Annotated in this window: 13 protein-coding genes; 1 reads left to right on the top strand and 12 read right to left on the bottom strand. The window is 55.5% G+C overall.

Features of this window, described 5'->3' with window-relative positions:
* Positions 1–114: 114 nt before the first annotated feature.
* The 4 genes from VGE55_RS02155 to VGE55_RS02140 all read right to left on the bottom strand — a co-directional run bounded on the left by VGE55_RS02155 (position 115) and on the right by VGE55_RS02140 (position 7,660).
* Positions 115–1,908: a DUF1302 domain-containing protein gene (locus tag VGE55_RS02155; protein ID WP_331130070.1), complete on the bottom strand. Its 1,794-nt coding sequence runs from the start codon at positions 1,906–1,908 to the stop codon at positions 115–117.
* Positions 1,909–2,141: 233 nt separating this feature from the next.
* A complete protein-coding gene (locus VGE55_RS02150; RefSeq protein WP_331130069.1) occupies positions 2,142–4,289 on the bottom strand; it encodes an alpha/beta hydrolase in 2,148 nt (715 codons plus the stop codon).
* A 125-nt stretch (positions 4,290–4,414) separates the two neighbouring features.
* Positions 4,415–6,394 (bottom strand): hypothetical protein, encoded by a 1,980-nt coding sequence (locus tag VGE55_RS02145; protein WP_331130068.1) that lies wholly within the window; start codon positions 6,392–6,394, stop codon positions 4,415–4,417.
* A 93-nt stretch (positions 6,395–6,487) separates the two neighbouring features.
* Positions 6,488–7,660: an NAD-dependent epimerase/dehydratase family protein gene (locus VGE55_RS02140; RefSeq protein ID WP_331130067.1), complete on the bottom strand. Its 1,173-nt coding sequence runs from the start codon at positions 7,658–7,660 to the stop codon at positions 6,488–6,490.
* A 134-nt stretch (positions 7,661–7,794) separates the two neighbouring features.
* On the opposite strand from VGE55_RS02140, the gene VGE55_RS02135 reads away from it, so the two are divergent.
* On the top strand, positions 7,795–9,327 hold the full coding sequence (locus VGE55_RS02135; RefSeq protein WP_331130066.1) for a hypothetical protein: 1,533 nt from the start codon (positions 7,795–7,797) through the stop codon (positions 9,325–9,327).
* Positions 9,328–9,383: 56 nt separating this feature from the next.
* On the opposite strand, the gene VGE55_RS02130 is transcribed toward VGE55_RS02135, so the two are convergent.
* From VGE55_RS02130 to VGE55_RS02095, 8 genes are all read right to left on the bottom strand, one after another.
* On the bottom strand, positions 9,384–16,688 hold the full coding sequence (locus tag VGE55_RS02130) for a tail fiber domain-containing protein (RefSeq protein ID WP_331130065.1): 7,305 nt from the start codon (positions 16,686–16,688) through the stop codon (positions 9,384–9,386).
* Positions 16,689–16,710: 22 nt separating this feature from the next.
* Positions 16,711–17,268 carry a hypothetical protein gene (locus VGE55_RS02125; protein ID WP_331130064.1) on the bottom strand — a complete coding sequence of 186 codons (558 nt, stop codon included), beginning with the start codon at positions 17,266–17,268 and terminating at the stop codon, positions 16,711–16,713.
* A 117-nt stretch (positions 17,269–17,385) separates the two neighbouring features.
* Positions 17,386–18,081, bottom strand: a complete 696-nt coding sequence (locus VGE55_RS02120) for a hypothetical protein (protein ID WP_331130063.1) — start codon at positions 18,079–18,081, stop codon at positions 17,386–17,388.
* Entirely contained in the window at positions 18,078–18,992 is a 915-nt protein-coding gene (locus VGE55_RS02115) for a peptidylprolyl isomerase (protein WP_331130062.1), read from the bottom strand. The genes VGE55_RS02120 and VGE55_RS02115 overlap by 4 nt, the downstream gene beginning before the upstream one ends.
* Complete coding sequence (locus tag VGE55_RS02110; RefSeq protein WP_331130061.1) at positions 18,985–19,470, bottom strand: hypothetical protein; 486 nt, start codon at positions 19,468–19,470, stop codon at positions 18,985–18,987. Before VGE55_RS02110 ends, VGE55_RS02115 begins: the two co-directional genes overlap by 8 nt.
* Complete coding sequence (locus VGE55_RS02105) at positions 19,467–20,333, bottom strand: hypothetical protein (protein WP_331130060.1); 867 nt, start codon at positions 20,331–20,333, stop codon at positions 19,467–19,469. The genes VGE55_RS02110 and VGE55_RS02105 overlap by 4 nt, the downstream gene beginning before the upstream one ends.
* 1 nt (position 20,334) lies before the next feature.
* Complete coding sequence (locus VGE55_RS02100) at positions 20,335–21,582, bottom strand: type II secretion system F family protein (RefSeq protein WP_331130059.1); 1,248 nt, start codon at positions 21,580–21,582, stop codon at positions 20,335–20,337.
* A 7-nt stretch (positions 21,583–21,589) separates the two neighbouring features.
* Positions 21,590–23,281 (bottom strand): GspE/PulE family protein, encoded by a 1,692-nt coding sequence (locus VGE55_RS02095; RefSeq protein ID WP_331130058.1) that lies wholly within the window; start codon positions 23,279–23,281, stop codon positions 21,590–21,592.
* Positions 23,282–23,289 lie beyond the last annotated feature (8 nt).

Raw genomic sequence — 23,289 nt, 5'->3', positions numbered from 1 at the left:
GAGGATCGTGCAGTGCAGCATTGCCGATGGGGTTGTGAAAGCGGCCGGCATAAAAAAACCCGGCCAAGGCCGGGTTTGAGGTCACGGCCCGTGAGCCGCGAAGTTCTGTGGTTTTTAGAAAGAATAAGATGCAGACAGGCTGATAAAGTCGCGGTCGCGGAACACGTCGTAAGCAGCCGAGTTCACGAACTTCACGTAGTTGATGGAGGCTTTGGTGTTGGCATCAAACTCGAAGCCCAATCCCAAACCCAGCGCCTGTCGGCCCTCGTTGAAAGCTTGACCCGGTTCGGGTGACCAACCATCCACATCATGCGCCCACGAAATTTGTGGGAACAGGTCGATGGAGCCGATGGCATCGCGGTACTCGCCCGTCAGGCGGGCGCGGTAGCCCCAGGCAAAGTCGGTGACAAAACCGCCAGAGGACACCGCATCGGGTGCAGACAAACTGCCGTTGGCGGTACCGAACACGGGGCTGCGTCCATAACGCGCACCCGCAATACCACCCGCACCAGCCACACCCTTGGCCTCGGGCAAGCCCGATACAAAGGTGGCTCCAACCTCGGCCAGGAACAAGTAGCGGCTGGCGCCCAGCACGCGGTCAAACTGTTTGATCACCGAGCTTTGGATTTGTGTGACGTCGAAGGTGTCGTAACCACTCACCTTTTGCCCGGCTGCGGCAGCGTTGTAACGCTGGCCGAAGTAGGACGCACTGCCGTACCCTGCATTCAGTACGGACAACAACAAGTCGGCCGTGTTCAACTGCAGTGGCACATCCTTGGAGTAAGTCACTTCACCCGACCAAGCCCATGAACCCACGTTGGTGGCAAAGCTCAGGCCGAAAACACCGATGTCCTCGGGATATTCCAGCAAGTATTTTGCAGAGAACGGGCTGGCGGTGGTCTGTTTGACGGCACTGATGATGGGCAGACGGCTGTGATACTGGGTGTAATAGGCACCAAACTCAGCACCCAAATCGGTGGAATACTTTCTCAGCGCCACACCAAACTGGCCGTCATTCTTGGGCTGAACATCCAGGGTTCGGAACACGCCCACACCGCCTGTCAGGGCCGCGTTGGAATCGGGCCCCACAGACACAAAATTACAACCATCGCCAGCGATGTCGTTGGACGCGAAGATTGTTCCACAGCCTTCAGTGACCGTTTTGCGCCACTTCAGCTGATAAAAGGCTTCCAGACTGGTGGTGTCGTTCAGTCCCAGATTGAAGTAGAGATGCTCCGATGGAGTGAACGCCTCTTTCAGGTCAACACCGGGGCGGCGAAGAGCCGACAAGTCCAGGGTGTTGATGCCACTCAAAGGACTGAAAATCAGCGTGCTTTCGCCCCAACCAATGACTTGGCGACCCAGGCGAACGGAGAGGGGCATGCCGTTGATGTCCGTATTTTTGTAACCATAGGCATCCAGCAAATCGATGCCATCAAAACGGCTGTACGGGTTAAAACCACTGTCGTTCAATTCTGTATTGGGGATGTAGCCATTGGGAGCGTGCCCTTTGGCCACGGCACGATTGTTCAGCGCATCGTCGTAAAACCACTTCACACGCGTGAAAAAGCCATAGTCATCGGCTTTCTTCAATTCAAATTCATGAATGCCCTTGATCACTGTCGAGAAACGGTCGCCTGCATCGTAGTTGAGGTTACCGTCGTCGGTGGTGGTACTGGCACCCCGTCCACCCATGCCGTTGTTGGCACCAATCAGGCGGGGATCACGCCCCTCGACCCGCCAGGAACTGCCCACACTCACCGTGGAGTTCACGGTCAGGTCATAGTCACCAAGCTGGTAGTTTTCCGCATGGGCGGGCAAAGCCGCTGCGGTCAAAAGACCCACTGCAATCATGCTGCGCACAGACGCACTGGTACGAGAACGCGAAAAAGACGCGAGTTTGGACATGTCACCTCCGTTGCACGCCCTTGGGGGCGTTGTTTTTAATCATTTTTTGAATCGTTGTACTGCCACCCTGCACCAGTTCCTCCAAACCGCCGCATTAGAAGCAATGTTCTAAAAATGTATCACCGGAATAAACATTGTGGAAAGCACTTAAAACGATTGCCCCGGTGCAGTGGTGAATTCACTACAACACCGGAGCAAGAATGCAAACAAATGTAAGAAATGTTCCGCAGTCGTTACTTCAGGATCGGCAAGTTCAAAGTCCCCTTCAGCGCCACCACGGGCGACACCAAGTCTCGAGAGCCGGTGGCCAAATACTGCGGGTGATAACCATAGACCAGCAAGCCGAGCTTTTCGCCATCGGCCAGTCGCTCAGCCACGCCATTCAGCTCGACATGCCGCTTGCCAAAGCCTCGAATGGCCGTCACCTGGTCATCGATCAAGCGCCACGCACCGTTTCGGTTCACGCCCAAGCCGATGAACAACATGGGGTCACAGCCGGGGTCCAGGCCGAGCAGGCCAACGGGCGAGGTGGTGATGGCGGTGTTGAATTGTGGGCAGGCCGGGTTCATCAAGGGGGCAGCAGGTGGCGCAATCTCCAAGCTTCCGGTGGTAATACCAGCCAAGGTATTCACGCCGGCTGGCAACTCAATGGGGAATACAGCCGGTGCAACCGGGTAACGCAACAGGCCGCCTACCGAACTGAGCAATACCGAGGCTGGGTCGGCACCCGGTGTGAAGTCAATATTCACCGGGGGAATGGCCGATTGCGTGTTGCCACCCTTCACCGCAGGGCCGTTGGCTGCAAAAAACGCGTTCTCGTCCACCCACACTGCTGCGTTGGGGCTAGCCTCAGTGGCGCCCACGTCATCGGTCAGGCTGACGCAAATCTTGCCCTTGTTGGCAGCCAATTCGGTAAAGCCTTTGTTGTTGGCGGCCTTGGCAATCGCTTGTGCTTCGCTGGCGGTGAACAGCTTTTCGACGAGGAAGGCGAACTGGGCGTCTTGAATGCTGAGTGCGCCACAGGCAAACGGGCCTGCAGGCCTTTGGAACTCAATTTCATTCAAGCCATTTTGAGCACCCTGAGCGGCCAGGTCAGCCAGGCCGGGCACCATGGAGGGCGACAGGGGCAGAATGTGGCCACTTTGGTGCGTCAGCAGACGGACATCCGCAGCCTTGCCTTTGCTGTCCTTGAGTTTGCGGTAGCACTGCACGTTGTGCCAGGCGTCGTTGAAGTTGAACAGTGTGTCGCGGAAGCCTTGGGTGAACAGCACGTCCACCGCAGGCGGTGTTTTGGGTGCCAGGCCCGGCGTTACGGTTTGTTGCAGGAAGGTTTGGGCACCGGGTACTTCGGCATCGCACCAATAGCTTGGGCTGTGGTAGCGGAAAAACTCCTTGGCACCATCCGGAAAGCGATTGGCCAGCGAGCCGCGCAGCAGGGTTTCGCGAATCAACATGTCCTGCCCGCTGGTTTGCAGCGCTTGCACCTGCCCGGCCTGCAACTTGGGTTGCAGCGAACCACTTTCACCACCAGCCACCAGCAACAAGGCCCAGCCAGACTTCACCGTGCCCAGGGGTGCAATCTCGCCCTCGGCGGGCTTGAAGTCTTTGATGCCGTAGGCTCCGCCCGGGTTCAGGCTGTAACGCAGGTCGTTCCAGGTGATGTCGGGTGTCATCGCGTCCAGCCGCTGCTTGGGGTCGATGTTGTTGATCAACAGTTGGTAACCACCGCCATAACTGCCGCCGGTGGAGCCCAGCACCATGTTGAGCTTTTTATTGCCCACGGGTTTGTCGTTGGCATAGCGCAGCCAGTCCAGGTGGGTTTCTGCCCAGTCCAGAATTTGGAGCAAATCCTGGCCTTCAAAGTCGGGGTCCATCACCCGCACGGTGCCGCCGCTTTCACCAAAACCACGCTGGTCGATGCTGATCACACCAGCCCCGGCATCCACCAGGCGCTTGAGCAAACCCGTGGCGGTGGTTTCACGGCTGCCGCCGTAGCCATGGCCGTGCAACACCAAGGGGTTGCCTTGCTTGCAGTTGAAACTGGCTGGCTCAAACACCGTGAACGCGATGTTGTAACCGCTGGCCGACTGAAGGTTGACGCTGTAGGTGCCGCCACCAGCGCGTGGGCTATCGGCATTTTTACTACAGGCAGGTGCTTCAAATTCGCGGGTGGCGCCCGCAAAGTCGGGGTTGGCCGAATTGGCGGTGAGCACCACCGGCACCGGTGTTGGGTTGGGGTTTTCGGTTGGGGTGGTGGGGGTGCCGCTGCCGCCGGGGGTGTTGGCCAGCAGGGCGTTGTCGCCACCGCCAAGGCAACCCGTGAGGGAAAGGCAAAGCAGGCCTGCAGCAACGCTGTTGCCCAGGCGGAGGGGGTGCTTCATGTGTGATGTCTCCGAATTTCGCCTTGTACCAGGCTGTTTTGGCGTAGTGACAAATCAACACGCCGCATTGGTGGTACACAGGCCACTCAATATTCGGATTCAGCACCACACAATCGAAGGTGCAATTACCCTCGCTCGGAGTTCACACCGTGATCGTCTTCAGGGTATGGCGCTGGCTTACTGGCTGACACAGCGTGGTTATTGAAATTGTGGGATTCAACCCCTAACTCACCATTTAGAACGCGAGTTAAATCGGGGGCCTGTTTAACATCCAAATTTTTCGCAGTCAGGGCCGCACCAAGCGGCGGTATGCTAGACGGTGCATTCTGAAGTTTGGACAACACCGCCGCGTTTTTCCGCGCTTTGTTGGACAAACCAAACAGCAATGTCGGGTCAGTGCTAGCACCGCTCCACGGCTGACGAATTTCAAACACTTTGTGTTCTTGTACCAAGTAATCTTCAAGCTCACCGCCACGCTCAGCCGAGATCACATAGCTATTTTTTTCTGATTGCCCACTGTTTTTTCTGAGTGCCTCAATACGATCTGGAGGCAACAAATCGGGCTTTGCAAGAAGAACTTTTGCCCCATCCCCTCCTTTGGCCCACTTGAGTAGCGTCGACAGCGTGCCCACCGAGCAGTATTTTGCGACGCCAGCATCGTTCAATTCATGCACGGGCAGCACACTTAAAATCAACATACTCTGCTCTGCCAAAGTCATGCCATCTTGCTCTTCAACCAGAGCCTTCAATGCCCCCTCTGTACGGTCCTTCCATCGATCAACAATTTGCTTGACACTGCTGGCTCGGTCAGCATGAAAATCCTTGTTTCTCAACGAGTCCCGTATACCCACTTTGTTCAATTTGGTGCGCAGGTCCAACGCAACTTTCTGCCCTTCTGAATTCAACCCAGCAACCACAAATCGCTCAGTCAGCATTTGGCGATAATCAGCGTAATTTTTTGAAAACTCTTCGTTTGGAAAGTTGATACCCAAGCTATGTTTTAAATAATTAAAACGCGACTGACCGCTTTTCATCGCGTTTTCTAAAACAGCTGAATTCTGCAGCAGGTCAATACTTTGAAATGCCCGCTCATCCTTATGAAACTGAGTAATTCGTGGCGGGGTTAGCCAGTCAGATTCAAGTGGTGTACGCAATTGTTCACCGAAGTTGGGTGAATGAAAATATCGGTTCTGCTCCCCCTTTGATCCTTTTTCAGCGGTGGCCTTTTTTGCCGATGACCACAACTTGGACATCAGCGCTTTCCTGTTTCGCTCAACTGCAAAACCGCTCAAATTTTCCAACGGGGAGATTGATCGCTCCTCTGCAAAGTACTCCAATGGCATCGCAGCAAGCAATAAAAGTGCCTGATTCTCCTTGGACAAAGTAGCAATCTGTTGAGGAAAACTCTCATCTTTCGACCTGGTAAACTCACTTCTCAGGCTAGCGCCTAACACCAGCGCCGACCTCAGTACGCGAAAGACTTCAGCCTTGTGACCTCGGTTAAGTGGCGTGTCTACGCCATACTTGACATCTAGCGCTGTGGTGAAATCAGCTCTGCTCAATGGCGGCGCGAAATCACGACCATCCGGCCAGCGCCCTGCGATTGCCGATTTCAAAAAAATAACCTCCTGAGCCGACAACTTGCGATCCGGAGATTGCTGCTTCTCGTCAAGCCTGCCAATTAGCCATTCAGCCTTGCCAATTGGATCTGAAAACTTGGGGGGATCCATACCCATAAACGATTTGGACAATGCGCGATAACGAAAGGGGTCTTTAAAAATTTTGTAATCAACCCCCCAGCCTGGCTTAACCTCGCGCTTTGAGGATTTGGACGTGCCAGCTTGACTAGACCTTAAGCCGTCAAAATCAGAGCCATCAGGAGCAACGTCGTTGAAGGTGGTTTTTATTTGTCTCGGACTGGCGTTGGGGATTGCCGATCGAGACACTTGCCCGAGCAAATTGCTGCTTAATCTACCTGCCAAATGCACGATTTTCCCAAGGGCTTGCTGAAACGCAGCGCCACGGATCGACAAATTCAATGGAGCTGCTACACCGGTATTTGTATTCGCTTGGACGGGCGAAGAGCTACTAAAAAATTTAACCATGACTCAGGGATTCCGGATATCGAGGCGCGGCATAGCGCAGGGATATCGTTAAGTACCTGAGTCACAAGCCAAGTTCAAAATGGAATTCACCAGTCAAAGTTGGTGGTAAGCCCTAAACCAATCCACAAAGCGCTGCACCCCCTCCTCCAACGAGGTATTGGGCTTGAATGCAGTGGCCTTTTGCAAAGCGGTGGTGTCTGCACAACTTTGGCTTTTTTCCAAAATTGGGCCGGTGATGAATTCCTTCATCGCCGGCTTGCCCAAGGCCTGCTCCAGCGCGGCAATCAACTCTTCAATCGACACAGGGTGGTTGTTGCCAATGTTGAGTACACGCCAAGGTGCACTGCTGGTGCCTTGGTTGGGCAGCTCAGTCAGCCAGGCAGGGTCAGGCTGCGCGGGGGTGTCACTGGCGCGGACGATACCCTCGACCAAATCCGCAATGTAAGTGTAGTCGCGGGTGTTGCTGCCATCGTTGTAAATCTGGATGGGCTTGCCCTCCAGAATTTTTTTCACAAAGGCAAACAGCACCGAGTCTGGCCGGCCCCAAGGGCCATACACCGAGAAAAACCGCAAGCCTGTGGTCGGCAGTTTGAATTGATGGCTGTAGGAATGCGCAAGCAGCTCGCAAGCACGTTGCGTGGCTGCGTCCAGCCGCTGCGGGTGGTTGGCGCTATCACGCTCGCTCATGGGCTTTTGAAAACCAGCCCCGTACACCGCATGGCTGCTGGCGTAGGTCAGATGGTGAATCTTGAAATGCCGACACGCCTCCAGCAAAGCCAAAAATGCCGTGATGTTGTTCTGTACGCAATCTTGCGGGCTGGAATTGCTGAGGTATTTGTCGGTTTGCCCAGCCAGGTGAATCACCCGCTGCACCTTGTAGGTTTCCAGCGTTTCCATCAACTCAGGGCCGCTGCACAGGTCGGCCTTCACGCTGTGGTACTTCGAGCCAGTGGCTTTGGCCACCTCTTCCAGCATGGCAAGGCGCTCGCGCTTTAAGCGGGTGTCGTAGTGGGTGTTCAGGTTGTCAAAACCAATCACCTTGTCCCCGCGCTCCAGCAAGGCCTTGGTGGTGTGGTAACCAATAAAGCCCGCATGGCCCGTCACCAGCACGGTTTGCTTTTGGTCGGCCTCTTTGGTGCCTTTGGGGTCAATTTCCTGCAATTCAGCCATTTCCTGGGTGGGCGTGCCCACAGCCCCAGTGGCTGCTGTCGTTTTTAATCCACCTTGGCCGGGAATGGCCTCCATGCGCGCCGTGCGAATATCCATCGTGATTCCGCTAATTGGGGGATAAACAGCACCCCTATTTGGACAATTGATTTGAAAACCTTTCTGCACACTAGGTCCATTGCGAAATGCAAGCACATGAAATTTCTATCAAATTCAAGACAGGAGGCCCTGAAATGGCTGCACCCACCGCACTGATCAAAGACCTGGAAGGCGAAGTTAGCGTTACCCGAAACGGCGAAGTTGTCAACTTGAAAGCAGGCGATACGCTGTTGCCAGGCGATGTGGTGAAAACGGGTGCCACAGGCCGCCTGTCGCTGGAATTCCCTGGTTTGGCCGGGCAAGTGGCTGCAGCGGGCATCATGACCAGCAATGGCAAAATCACCTTGGGCGAACAACAAGGCCCTCATGGAGCACAAATGGTGGTGGCGGAAGACGGTGACTGCTTTGAATTCACAACCGACCTGGCGGAAAACGCCGCCGCTGCGGAAAGCGACGGTGCGATGGGCTTGTTTGGTGCATTGGCTGGGGCTGGTGGCGGTGGCGCATTGGGCCTGGGTGCACTGGCAGCTGGGGCGTTTCTGGCCGGTGGCGGCGGCGATGGTGGCGACTCCGGCAGCAACCTGAGCACCTCAGGCTCGGGCGGCAATGGCGGAACAGGCTTGGGTGGTGGATTGAACAGCGGCGAGTTCTCGACGCAAGACAGCCCCCAAAGCCTGCAGGAATTTGCCAACCAAAACCTGACACAAGACAACCTGCAGACGTCGCTGCTGGACCCCATCGTGAACGCGGTGCAAAACAGCGCAAGCGACCCCGCCTCCACACCCGACAACTTGTCGACAGGTGGCCAAGATGTATTGATGGGCGGCGCACAGAATGTGCATGACCTGTTGGTGGCCACCACAGGCCCGGGTACCCCCCAAGCCGATTTGGTGAACCAGTTGGTGAGCGGCCTGGACTCCACGCCGCTGGGCGAACCCCTGGCCCCCATCACCCACGAACTGCAAGGCCTGGTAAATACCGACATCGGCCTGAACACCATTCTGGATGCAGCACCGCTGGACGGCCTGACTTCCGGTGGCTTGGTGACCTCGGTGGTGAACACCGCCAGCGAACTGTTGAGCCCGGTTGCTCAGCAAGTGGAGCCAGTGGACGTGGTGTTGGACCAATTGGGCCTGTTGGCCCCGCAGGTGGACACCGTGTTGGATGGACTGGTTGGACAATTGACACAAGGCCTTGAAACAGTGATGTCCGGTGGTTCCAGCGGGCTGCCTGATTTGAGCGGCGCACTGAGCCAACTGAACCCGGATGCACTGCCCATTGGTGACATTGGCTTGGGCGGCTTGCCCACCAGTGACCTGCCAACCACAGGCTTGCCGACTGGCGACTTGGGCAGTGTGTTGACCACGATTGTTGACACAGTCAGCAGTGGTGGATTGCCGACCAGCGGATTGCCAACCGAGGGATTGCCAACCGAGGGATTGCCCACCAGCGGCCTGCCTGCTGAGTTAGCCCCACTGGCTGGCCAGGTGGAAGGCTTGCTGGGCGGTGCAGATACACTGACCAATGCTTTGCAAGGTGCCACTTCGGGTGCTGCAGGGGGTGGCGACATCATCAACACCGTGACCAGCGGAATTTCGTCGGGTGCCGACGCACTGGGTCACGGTGGTTTGCCAATCGACCCCACCCACCTGAACACCGGCGTTTAAGCAAGACTCACTGGACATTCAGAACGAACAGAGGCTCACGGTGTGAGCCTCTTTTTTTAACCCATTTTAATCCAGCTGGCACGAATGGTTTTACCGGCGGCAATCGCTTTTACAGTGTTGCCCTCGGCAATCAGCTCAATGCCTTCGCTCTTGATGGTCACCACCTTGGCCTGGCCTGCATTCACAATCACCGTGGCAGTGGCATAGCTGCCATCCATGGCACTGGTGTTGACAGTGTAATGGCCATCAGCTTGCGCAGCAAACAAGAAGGCTGGCAAACCTGCACCGGCATACACCTGGGTGCTGCCCGTGTTCACGGTTTCAGCCTGCACATTGCGGGCCAGGGCTGTACCGGCTTTCAGGTTGTCCACCTCCAGCATGCGGATGCGGGCCATTTCAGCTTCCAGGCGCTCGGTGTAGGCCGCCTTCGCACGCACTTGCTCAGCGGTGAAATTGCTCACCACCAGGTTGGGCGTTTTAACGGTGAGGGTTTGGCCATCCTCGGAAACGCTGAACTGGGTATTCCACTGGCCTTCAATTTTGTCCAATCGCCCCTCAGCCGCCAGCATGCGTTTGTCGATACGGCCCATGGCATCTTCAAGCACCACAATGCGGTCGGTGTTGGAAGATATCTTGAGTGCATTTTGAGCAATTTTCTCGATGTTCACATCAATGGCTTTTTGCATCGAGTCCATGCGGCCAGTGGCCTCGGTTTTCCAGGTTTCCAGCAAACCAACCCGGCCATCCAGTGCCACCACACGCTGATCGATTTGAACAATGCGCTCGCCCTGTTCCTTCACGGTTTTGTTCAAGCCAACCACCTGGTTGTTGAGCTTGCCAACACCGGCAGCTGCAATAGCCCCCAAGGCACCGTAGTCCACCGTCATGAAGCCGAGTGCATCATAAGACACTGCGTTGGGAAAGAGTTGTGCAATTTCCTGCGCGATCACACCGTACCGCATTTTCTGCGTGGGGTCGGCAATGAAACGGTATTGATACGCGTTGAGTTGAGTCAGTTTGCCCAACAAGTCATCGCCCAATTGAGCAATGTCGGTTTTCAGGCGGCGGTCAGAACTTGTGTTGAATGCAGTGGCCTTCACGGACCCACTGACTTGCAATTTGTTGCCACTGCCATCATCACCGGTTTTTGCGATCACCACCACATCACTGCTTCGCCCCAAAGCCACCGTGTTGCTGGTGGTGACGGTTGCTTTGGAACCCAAAGCCGTGGCGAAACTCAACTGGGTGGAGGTGCCAGGCATGGCGTAGGCCCCCAAGAACGTGTTGTTGCTGCCGGTGATATTGGCGTTGCCGGCACATCCGCAATCATCGGCATAACCAGCAAAACGACCCAGTGCTACGTTGGACTGGCCTGTGGTGTTGTTGGCCAAGGCAAAGTTGCCGATTGCAACGTTGTTTGCACCAGAGCTCGAATACAGAGAGCGCATACCCACAGCCACACTTTCCGTACCTGCACCGTTGCTGTTAAGGGCATCTATCCCCACCGCCGTGTTGAACGACCCGGTGGTGTTACCGTTTAGTGCAGCACTACCGACCCCCACGTTGTATCCACCAGTGGTCGTCGAGCGCAATGCATTCGCACCAAAGGCCGCGTTATTGACCCCGGTTGTGCTACTGCTCAAGGCGCGAAAACCGAATGCAGAGTTGTCTGCACCCGACGTGTTGGTGGTCATTGCAGCATTCCCGAAAACCGTGTTGCCGCCGTTGCCCGACTGCGCGGCACTCAGGGTGGTGCTGGTTCCCACAACGAGGTTGGGGTTTACTACGTTATTGGGATCAGACAACAAGAGACGAGTCACCGATGCTTTACCAGTCACTTGCAACAACGCACCGCTACCGTTGGTGCCAGTTGCACCAATCACCGTAGTGTCTGTGGTACGGCCCAACACAATGGTGTTGCTTGTTGAAACCACGGAATCAGCCCCAATCGTTGTCGCGTATGACAACCCATCAACCGTGGTGTCCGCATTGGAGCCCAAGGCGGTATTGTTAGACCCATTCCTGTTGGTTAATAAGGTCCACTTGCCAATCGCTGTGTTGCCAGACCCATAGGCATCGCGCATGGCCTCACGACCAATCACCACGTTGTCACTGCCATCGCCAAACTCCATCGCGCCCACACCAACGGCCACGTTACTGCCTCCGGAGGTCAGTGACTTCGCACTCCAAAGCCCAACAGCCACGTTGTAAAACCCACTGGAACTGCTGCTGAGTGCAGAAGCACCCAAAGCGGTGTTGTTCCCAGCAACATAGACCGCAGTGTCCACATCGTCACGGATCAAACTCACCACACCTGTTCGCCCATTGAAGCTCCGTACGCCTGAGTTCGTGATGGTGATGGTTCCTGACCCGTTTGAAATATTGATCCCGTTTCCTGCGGTCAAGTTATTCAGGGAAAAGCCACTGCCGTTACCGATCAGCAACTTGCCGTTGCCTGCCGATGAGGCATTGACACCGGTACCACCGCGTGCGGCACTCAAGGTACCACTGCTGATATTGTTTGCATTCAGGTTGGTCAGCCCACTTCCGTCACCGCTAAATGCATTTGCTGTGAAGGTGCCACCAATCGTCACGTTTCCGCTGACCCCCACATCACCGGTCACCTGTAAAATTTTGTTTTGCAAAATTCCACTGCTGGCGGTGCCAGTTGCACCAATCACTGTGCTGTCGGTGGTGCGGCCTATCACGATAGTGTTGGATGTGCCCACCTGGGCGCCAGCACCCAATGCTGTGGCATACGACAAATTGCCCGACAGCACATCAGCGCCTGTGCCCAGCAATGAATTGTAGTTGCCGGTGGTGACCGCCGAACCAGCGGCTTTGCCTACCGCCAGGTTTTGACCACCAGTGGTTAAATTGTTCAAGGCATAGGCACCCAAGGCCGTATTTTGTACACCCGTGGTCGCCAGGCGCAACGCATCGTAACCCAGCCCTGCATTTTCCCCGCCGGTGGTGATGAGCATGCCCGAATAATTGCCCACCAAAGTATTTCTGCTGGCACTGGTGCTGGTCATCAAGCTGCGTCGCCCAACGGCCACGTTTTGGCCACCGCTGTCGTTGTTCAGCAACGTCTCTCGGCCCAGGGCGGTGTTGCTGTCGCCCGTGGTGTTCAAATACAAAGCGCTTTCACCAATGGCGGTGTTGCTACCCGCTGTGGTGTTGCTCAGCAATGCGTATCGCCCCAAGGCGGTATTGTTGGTACCTGTGGTGTTTTGGTTTAGGGAAGAGCTGCCCACAGCGGTGTTTCCACTCGCGGTGGTGTTGTTACGCAGGGCATTCAGCCCCACTGCAGTGTTGTCTGCCCCAGTGGTGTTGGACGTCAGGCTGGACATGCCAATCGCTGTGTTGTTGCTGCCCGTGGTGTTGGCTTGCAATGCACCACCACCCAACGCGGCATTGTAGGTGCCTGTGCTGTTGTTAAAAAGGCTGAAGGCACCCACAGCCGTGTTGTAGGCCCCAGTCGTGTTGTTGGTCAGCACGTAGTAGCCCACAGCGGTATTGCCGCCATTTCCACTGTTGGCACCAGTCAAGGCGCCAGTGCCCACCGCCACGTTGGGTTGGGTAAGGCCACCGGTGCTATCGGCAACATTCAAGCGCAGCGCTGTTACAGCACCGCTGAAGTTCCCGGTGGTACCTGTCATGGCACCGTTCAAGGTCAGTCCGCCAAAGGTGGGTGTGCTGGTGGTGGCAATGTCTTGCGGCAAGCTGAGCGTGATTGAACCTGCACCGTTGGTCACATTCACTTGGTTGGCCGTGCCGGTGATGTTGGCCAGGGTGTAACCACTGCCATTGCCAATCAACAATTGACCATTGGCTGCTGCCGAACCATCAACACCCGTACCGCCCCTTGCTACACCCAGTGTGCCACTGCTGATATTGCTCGCATTCAGGTTGGTGAGCCCACTGCCATTGCCGCTAAACCCGGTGGCGGTGAACGTACCACCAATCACCAAATTGCCGCTAATGCCTGCATCTCCCGTGACCTGCAAAATCTTGTTTTGCAAAATGCCGCTGCTGGCTGTGCCAGTGGCGCCGATCACCGTGGTGTCCGTGGTGCGGCCCAACACCACGGTGTTGGAAGTGGATACATTCGCTTCCGAGCCCACCACCGTGGCATAGTTCAACTGCGTGGTGGTGCCTGGCATGGCGTAGGCACCTAGAAAGGTGTTGTTGCTACCGGTGGTGTTGGCATTGCTGAAGTCGTTTGCACTGTTTCTGTAGCCCGCATCCTTACCCAATGCAACGTTGTTAGACCCGGTGGTCACACCTTGCAGCGCAGCCAAACCCAATGCCACGTTGTAGTTTCCGCTGGTCGACGAAAACATGGCATATGAGCCCAATGACACATTGCCATTGCCGTTGCTGTTGGCCAAGGCATTGTTTCCGAACGCGGTATTGAACGACCCCGTCGTATTGCTCAACAAGGCCTGATACCCAAATGCGTCGTTGTAAGCGCCCGTGGTATTGGACGCTGCTGCTTGGTACCCAAAAGCTGAATTCTCACCACCTGTGGTGTTCGCTCCCAGCGATGACCAACCGATTGCAGTCAATGCACCCACCGTGGCGTTTTGCAATGCGTATTCGCCGATGGCCACACTTCGCTGACCAAACGTATTGTTCAGCAGCGCGGAATTGCCGATTGCCACATTGCCCCAACCCGTGGTGTTCCCAAGTAATGCGCGGTAACCAATCGCAATATTGTTTGAGGCCGTTGTACTGTTTCTTCCGGCTTGGTAGCCCAGGTTCACGTTCCATGAACCCGTGGTGTTTGCGTTGCCCGACTCAAAACCCATGGCCACGTTGGCAGTGCCGCTGGTATTGGATGCAAGCGCATTTAAACCGACCGCTGTGTTGCCACCTGCGCCGCTGGGTGTGGCAGCCATGGCACCGCTGCCGATCACCAGGTTGGGGTTGGTGACACCGCCCGTGGAGTCGCCAAGAATAAGTCGCTGTGCACTGAGGTTTCCAGCAAATGTGCCGGTGGTGCCTGTCATGGCACCGTTCAAGGTCATGCCACCAAAGGTGGGGGTACTGGTGGTCGCAATGCTTTGCGGCAGGCTCAGGGTAATGGTGCCGGCACCATTCGTCACATTCACCTGGTTGGCAGTACCAGTGATGTTGGCCAAGGTGAACCCACTGCCGTTACCAATCAACAATTGGCCATTGGCCGCTGCCGATGCATCCACGCCAGTACCACCTCTTGCAACGCCCAAAGTGCCTGCGCTGATGTTGTTCGCATTCAGGTTGGTCAGGCCACTGCCGTTGCCGCTAAACCCCGAGGCGGTGAACGTGCCGCCAATCGTGAGGTTGCCGCTGATGCCAACATCGCCCGTCACTTGCAAAATCTTGTTTTGCAGTATTCCACTGCTGGCAGTTCCAGTGGCGCCAATCACCGTGGTGTCGGTGGTGCGGCCCAACACAATTGTGTTGCTGGTTGACACCAATGCATCCGACCCAAGAACCGTTGCATAACTCAGGCTGGTACCACCCGTCACATCGGCCTTGCGTCCCAAAAATGTATTGTTGTTACCCGTTGTCAACGTTCCTCCGGCCAACTGACCCAAAAACGTATTGCGATTTCCTGAGGTCATGGCGTTGCCGGTTTGACCGCCCACACCCACGTTGAATGAGCCAGAGGTCATGGTCGACATGGCGTAATGGCCCACAGCCGTGTTGTAGCTTGAACTGTTGGACAGCGCCCCCAAACCTGAGTTGCCCACAGCCACGTTGTACGGGCCATTGCTGGCAAACAATGTTCTATAGCCTACAGCAACGGATTCATACGCGTTCACGGAGAACATCATGGCACCACTGCCAATCGCAGTGAGCTGGTTACCGCCACTGTTGGTCGTGAGTGCATACGCACCCAAGGCAGTGTTGTCGCTGTAGCTGGTGTTGGCTGCCAAAGCGCTTTTGCCCACAGCCGTGTTGGCCTGTGCTGAGGTGTTGTTTGCCATGGCCGATATGCCCACGGCCGTATTGCCGCCAGAGCCGCTTTGGGTTGCCGTCATGGCACCCGCTCCAATCACCAGATTGGGCGTGGATACGCCGGTTGAATCAGACAGAATCAAGCGACTGGCACTGAGATTTCCGCTGAAGGTGCCCGTGGTGCCATTCACGGCACCATTCAAGGTCAGCCCACCAAAGGTGGGAGTACTGGTGGTGGCTATATTCTGAGGCAGGCTCAACACAATGGAACCAGGGCCATTGCTCACCAAAACCTGGTTCGCTGTACCCGTCAAATTACCCAGCGCAAAGCCACTGCCATTCCCGATCAGCAGTTGACCGTTTCCGGCTGTGGATGCATTCACACCCGTGCCACCAAATGCTGGGGTCAACAATCCACTGGAAATATTGCTCGCATTCAGGTCCGTTAGACCTGATCCACTTCCCGCAATCGACGTCGCGGTGAATGTACCAGTGCTGGTGATGTTGCCGTTGACTGACACATTGCCAGTAACGGTTGCCCCTCCTGTGGTCACCGTCAATCCATTTTTGGCAGTCAGGGCACCGTTAAACGTACCAGTGCCCCCCACGCTCAAGTTGCTGCTGAGGGTTGCCACCGTGGCCTGAAACTCAGCCATGGTCACTTTGCCTGCAGTGTATGAAATGGCACCAGCGCCGTTGGATGCCGAGTCATCACTGAAAGTGTTTGAAGCACTGGAAACCGGTGTCCAACTGCCCGATTGATAGGCATACAACCGGTTGGTATCACGAACCAACCGCACATCCCCTTCTGCACCGGGTGTTCCAGCAAGGTCCGCGTAAGTGGCCACCGAGGAACGGTATTGCTGCGATGCAGTTTGCTGGGGCTGCTTGAATTCCACATAGTCATCGCCCGCGGCGGTGCGGGTGGCCAGAATTTGTGCGCAACTCGTCTCAATGGCACCGTTCATTCCAGCAGAAACCACCGCATAAACCAACGGCACCGAAGCACCCAGGCCCGCATTGAAACCACCGCCAGCCGAGGAGGTTCCATTGTCCCAAGCGCAATAGCCCAAAGGGCGACCGGCCCCGTCCCGAGTCGGCACACCATACCCTACTGGCACAGTACCCATGTCGGCCGGAAAATTGCTGGCCGGTGCCGCCATGGGCAGACCGCGCAGCGTGCCATTGTTGTCGCTGACAAAGCCCTGCAGCCCCTGATTAACCTGTGACACCGTATTTTTCAAGGTGAATTGCCGCACCAACTGCGTGGCGGTGAAAGCAGCCGATGTTTCGCTGCTGCGAGCCCAGGCCATGGTGGAATACAAACCCATACAAGCCACCATGAGCACCAGCAATGGCGTACGCAGTGTGCGCATGCAGTGCTGTTCATTCAAACATGGGGTGATCAACATAGCGCTCTCCCAAACCGGTGCATCACTGCAAAATAGAAATCACAACATCATCGCCACTGGCCGAGGCCAGGCTACCCAACTGACGCAGCAAACGCTGACGAACTTGCGCACCGCCACCCGCCACTTTGGGGCTCAAGATCAATCGAATACCAGCGGCATCGGTGTGCTCATAAATCCAGGGATTGAATTCTTGGGTAACTTGCGGCAAAGGCACGCCATCACTGAGCTGGCCCAGGTGCAAAGCGCCGCCTGGTGAGCCAGGGCAGGTCACGTTGTTCAGTGCATCCCGATTGGCCTGTGCGTTGGGTGGTGCGGGATAGGCATGACGGGCGTTGAATTGCCCATGGTCACCATCGGGATAAATGGCCCCACACAACAGCACCTTTCCACGAATCACCTCAACCTGTGCATTCAGCTCTTCAACGGTGTCCTGAATAATCTTGGCCTGTTCGTTGGTGAAGTAAATTTTTCCATAGGCCAGGCCCACAATGCCCATCAGCGCAATTCCATACAAAATGTAGGAGGCAATAAAACCTGTTTGCCTGCGCAATCGTTCATGGATTAACCCTGCATTCATCATGGCGACATACTCCTTTTCATGAAAGTTAACGGCAGGGTTTGAGCGGTATTACATCGCTCGAACTGGTGAAAAAAAAACCCGCCATGTCGGCGGGTTTTTTGGGCTACGGCTTTGCGCTTAGTTTTCTTGCACAATCTTGAAGTACAGGTATTTGCTGTCCGATGTTTGAACACATCCCTCTGGCCAGCCACTGGGGTCTGTGCCGGTGGCACCGGCCAAATCGCCATCGCCGGTGATGGTGGTCCAATCGGACAACGCACCACCCGAAACCGGAATGCCGTTTGAACCGTACAGCAGGGTGTTCACGCGCTGGCATACATCGGGCCGCAGATTGGGCAGAAACACCAAGGGGTCGGCTGCGCCTGTGCCAATCGCTTTACCCACAGTGGCGCGGTTGTAATACCAATGGCCGGCCTGGTTGGCCGAAGGTGCGGCAATTGTCACTGCTGTGTTGAATGCAGAGGTCGGCATGATTTGCGGTGATGCATACCGGGCTGCCGGATCAAACAAACCCTGACTGGCTGTGGTTGAAAAGTCCATGGTGTTGGTGACCGTGGAGGAACCAAAGTCACTGGAGAAACGGGCAACACCGTCGCGAAGGTCACTGGCCTGTTTCAAAATCACCGATGCATTCACCTTGGCCTGCTCGACATCCGTTTGAGATGTCGGGCTTCGATTGGCCAGTGCAAACCCGCCCAAAACGGCGGTCATCAAGGCAATGCCAAACAACAAAGCCGCCTGGATAAAACCTGCTTGTTGACGAAACCCACCCTGGGGTAAAGGTCCGTGCGGAAATACATGTCTTTTAATCATGATGTGCTCCTCGATCGTTCGATTGGAGACTCAACCGCACTCAACTCCACTTTGGCTTGCTTGCGGGCCTGCTCCAGTTCCTGGTTAAAACGTTGTAGGGCGAGCGCCTGACGGATCTCGTCCTTGACTGCGTCAAGTTTGGGTTTCTCCAGTTGCTTGATGTCGTCGACATGAAGCACCAGCAAACCATTGCGAAGTTGCAGCACCTCGCTGACTTCTCCCTTTTTGAGTTTGGCCACAACACGCCCGAGGTTGTATGGCAGTGCAGTGGCCGCCGCAAAGCCATCTCCTTGTTCAACCAAAGGCTTGAGCTGGCTCATTGCTTTGCTGTCGCCCTGCTTGATGCTGCTCTGAGTGGTCTGAGCGTCTTTCACATCGCCGCTCAGGTAGTAGCTCACCTTCCACAACTTGAAGTTGTCATCAAGCACATTGACCTTGTAGTAATCCTGGATTTGCTCGTCGGTCACAGCCTCGCGAAGCTCCTGCATCCGCCGAGTGGTGTACAACGTGGACAGCACTTCCCGCTCAGCTGCTTTCAGCGCAGCATTTGCTTCTTTCTGGTAAAGCTCGCGACCTTTCTCAGCGGCCAACACCTTGTTGATGTAGCGGTCAATCACAATGGCACGGTCCACCCCTGAATCCACAATGCCGCGAATTTCCGAGTCGGTCACATCCTGACCGTTGACCTTGGCCACCACCGCAGTCGGCTCAATGCCTTTGCTCAAATTGGCCGCGCTGGCATTGCCCACGCCCTGAGCTTTCGGCGAACCCAACACAGTCCAACCGCCCCAGGCCACAGCAATGCACACGGCAGCAACTGCACCCCATTTCACAACAGGATTGTTGCCGTTGGGTTTTGTCATGTCTTCATTCATGGCGATGTCTTCATTCAATGTTGCGTTTTCATTCATGGTCAGTCCCCCTCAGTTTCACCTGAACTTTCTCAGTCAATCCTTTCACAATCGCCACAGAGGCCTTTCCCTGGCAACCGGCCAGGCAAATTTCCTCCGCGCGCCAAATCACGTTTTTCGACACACCTTGAATGCTGTTGAGTACAAACATGAACTCTGGGTAGCTGCCCTCGTTCTGAATCGAAATTTCCAGCCCGTCTTTCAGCGCTTCAACACGGACCACCGGGCTTAAGCGCGCCAACACTGCGGCATACTCGTCATACAGCTTCTTGGGGACCGACTGCGTCACAAGCTTGAACTGCGGCAACTCGGCACTGCGCTTTTCCTTTTGCTCCTGTTGCACAAAATCCTTCACTGCAAACACCGTCACAATCAGCATCAACACCGCCGCGCTCATCATCAGCAGCGGTGCCAAGCCCATCAATCGGGTGACCTCCGTCAGCAGCAGCGAGGTGTCATTTTTCAAATCCAGCTTCATGGCTTCTTCCCTTGTTGATGTTTACGAACAATGAGTAACCCGTCCATATCCCTCAGATCGGTGGTGACATCCCGACCCAACTGATCGAGGTAATCCTGGCTAACCCAACTGGGAAGAACAATTTCAAATTGCTCGCTTTTGTCTCCCTTGATGGTGTATTTCTCAATCCACCCACCAGACCGAACCACCGTGGCGGTGACCTGCTGCAGCCGCGACAACTGCATGGCCAAAGGCTGTTGAATGCTGATTTTTTCCAAGGTGGCGTTGAGGTCGTTTTCCACAGCACGCACATTCAGGTGCTGGGTATTCCAGGTGCTGGAGAGCAGACCATATGCATGAACGCCGACAAACACCAAAGCAGAAACCGCCAAAGTCGCCAGGGAAACCTTGTGAATCCAGGCACTGATTCGATCAGTCACACCCAAAATGGCCTGCGGAATGCTGCGCAGCGGCTCGCCAGTGGTGTGGGTGATGTTGAACACCGGCAAATCCAGACCCAGCAGGTGGTCTTCCAGAACTTCAGCTTCATTGCACAAAAACTGAACATTGCCTGACTCAATGATCAACGCTGCAGCCCAGTCGCCCAGCTGCTGCAGGTAAACACCATCGCCTTGGTGATGGGGCTTGCCGGGCAAACAGTCCACAAAAGGAATGTCCACATTCAGGCCTGAGCCCATCCATCGACTTTCGACAGCAAAAAAGTACACATAACCAGCCTTGGAATACACCACGGCATGCAGACGATTTGTACCCAAAATGGCATATGCGTGATTACTCACCACGTTGACAGCACTGCCGCTGCCAACAGGCAAACGACCTGCAATCAAATTGCTGTACAGCGTTTTCAGGGCACCCGTGTCCATGTTAACCACCTCCGGACAAGACAACTTCATTCTGCAGATACACCACGGCCAGGCTGAAAATCACCGCAACGCCGGAGTACAGCAAAGACGCAATGAAGGCAATCACTGCAAATTTCTTGGCAGCCGAATTGGCTTTTTCCTCCCGGGTTTCCGAGACCGACAACAAACACTCAGCCAGTTGGTTTTGATCACGGTGAGCACGAATCAACAGACGCTCGCTGCTGTCGAGCAGTGGATGACTGAATGCACTGGACGGATGTTCGCCAATCTCGGACCGGGCGATGATGTCCGCCCACAGTCGACTGACCGAGGGTGTCAATGTGCCCTTGCGAGCAATTTGAACCGCATTCAAGAACGTGACTCCCCCTTGAAGCAGCGAGGCCAATACCCGGGTGGTTGCAGACAAACCTGCGCTCACCAGCAATCCACCCAACACCGGTGTTCGCTCTAAAATTCCAAATGCCTGGGCCCGCACTTTTTCATCGGGAGACAGCAGCATCAATGTGAAATAGAGCAATGCCACAATGAACAAAAATGACAGCACCAGCAAGCCATCATTCACATGCTGCGCCAGGTTCAATGACGCCATGTAGCGGGCAACTTTGGTGGGGTCCTCACTCAAAATCGGTGTTTTTCTCAACTGCTCGATCAAGCCAAACCGCATCCCAATCACCGTTGACACCGCCATGATTAGGTCCAGCGCTGTCCAGGTCACAGCTCCAAACATCAAGCGCAGCGTGGCGGACCCTTTTTCGTAAAAGCCCACCGCCGTTTCCAGCGCCTGGCTGAGTTGACCGGCCGCCTCGCCCGCCCGCAACACAGCCAGCGTTGAATCATCAAACCATTGCAATACCTCCAGTGCCTGCACAAACCCGAAGCCTTGACGCAGCGCGTTCAACGATTCATTCAAAGCCACGCGTGGCTCGCCCAACTCGCCCAGAATGACCTGCTCCAGCGATTTCTCAGGCGACAAACCTGAGCGAACGTTGAACGCCATGGCTTGCAGAAATTTTTGCTTGTAGCTGCGGTTGACGGAGGGCTTGATCAAACGCCACAAACCACTGGCTGGCTTGACTTCCGCGAACTGCAAGACCACGCCCCCTCGATCCATGACCACTTGCATGGCATCGCGAGGCTTTTGTGCAGCAATCACCAGCTCATGCCGAAAATAACCAGCCAATGACGGGTCTGGACGCCCTGTGGCATCCAGCATGCTGGGCGCCAGGTATTGAATTCGAAAGTTGCTCACCGCCATGTCAATCCACCCCCAGCGATTTCATGACTGTTGGCCAATCCAGCAGGCCCTGCTCCAATAGGGTTTGCAAGGTATTCAGGCGGCTGATGAATTCAATGCCGTTCTCCAACACCAGGTCAGCTGGCAATTCCACTCGACCCGCGCGAAATGCCTGAACAAAACGACTGCGGCTTTCTTCGTCGGCAGGAATGTGCAGGGTTTCATGTGCTGCAATGCGCCCTTTGTAACCGCTGCCTTGGCACCGTGAACAACCCAACGCTTTTTTGAGACCGCCTGGCAAAGTCAACAGACCACCCGTTGTTCGCGCCATGTGTTGACCAATTTGTGTGCGCTCTTCTTCGGAACAGTGCTGTGCACACGTGCACAATTTTGGCATCAGTTTTTGATGAATGACCAACCGCAAATAATGGGCAATCAAGAACTCGGAATCTGCACGGTGCACCGGATCGATCATGGACAGAAAACGCTCAGTGACCTGGACGGCACTGTTGGCGTGGATGGTCGAGATGACCAAATGTCCACTTTCTGCAAAGGCCAATGCGGCCCTCGCGGAGTCGGCGTCCCGAATTTCGCCAAAAATCAAAATATCGGGGTCTTGCCGAAGAATGGAGCGCTCCAATTCAATCGCCCTTTGTTTGATCAGCGCCTGCAATTGAATCTGTTTTGAAAATGGCAACAGGTACTCGACAGGGTCTTCCACGGTGATGATGTTCATTTCATCCCGCCGAAAGCCACAGGCCATGGTGTACTGCGTGGTGCTTTTTCCAGACCCTGTGGCACCCGAGATGAAAATCAGGCCACCAGTTTTGCCTTGCTGGAGTGTGATGGAACGCATCAAGTCCAGCATGCGCGGCTGGTTTGGAAACAAGGCGCCGAGGCTGGGCAATTGGGAAGGATCGAGCGCACGCAACACGATCGACTCTCCATCCACCAAGGGTTGGGTGGAAATTCGGAAGTCCACCACACGGCCTTCATGCTCAACAGCCAATCGACCGTCTTGTGCCGTTCGACTGTTCGAAGCGTCCATGCCCGCTTCAATTTTGATTCGCGCAACCAACGATTGCATCAACAGTTCAGGCAGAAGGTGTGTGGGCCGCATCACCGAATCCACGCGGTACACAATCCAGGCGTCTGGATCCGGCTTTCTGTTCAAGTGAATGTCACTGGCGCGCAAGGTCAAGGCCTCACGCAACAAGGCGAACACCAAGCCACGCAAACGCCCAGCTTCAAGCCCCTCGTTGCGCAACTGGGCGAGCAAGCCAAGCACCGAGCCCGACTGCTGAGCAGCCTGAATTTGCAGCATCACCTCTTGGCGGCTGGCTGGTACAACTCGCACCTGCTGGACATTGACACGCATCCGCTGACGGATCCGCTCGACCTGCCGTTTGTGAAGTGGCAGCGCACATTTCAATGTCAGCACACCTTTGCTCAAGTCCTGCGGAACACACACAAAGCGCTGGCAAATGTCCAGGGGCAGCAGTGTCTCCAGGGTGTGGGCATCCGTGGACGATCGGATATCACCGCCATCAGCATCCTGCAGATCGTCTACATTGATGAAGCGGGAACGCAATGCAAGGCTGCCCAATTCCATGCTTCGGCCTTCCGAGCGCATGTGAATGTGCTGAAGGCGAATCAGGTCCAGTTGGGACTGATTCAAACCTGCGCCTGCCAGGTCGTTTTCATCCAGTTTCATGGGATTGC

It is taken from the genome of Limnobacter sp. (genome assembly GCF_036405155.1).
Taxonomy (GTDB): domain Bacteria; phylum Pseudomonadota; class Gammaproteobacteria; order Burkholderiales; family Burkholderiaceae_B; genus Limnobacter.
Note: the sequence above shows the minus strand (reverse complement) of the source record. Positions and strands in the feature narration are given on the sequence as shown.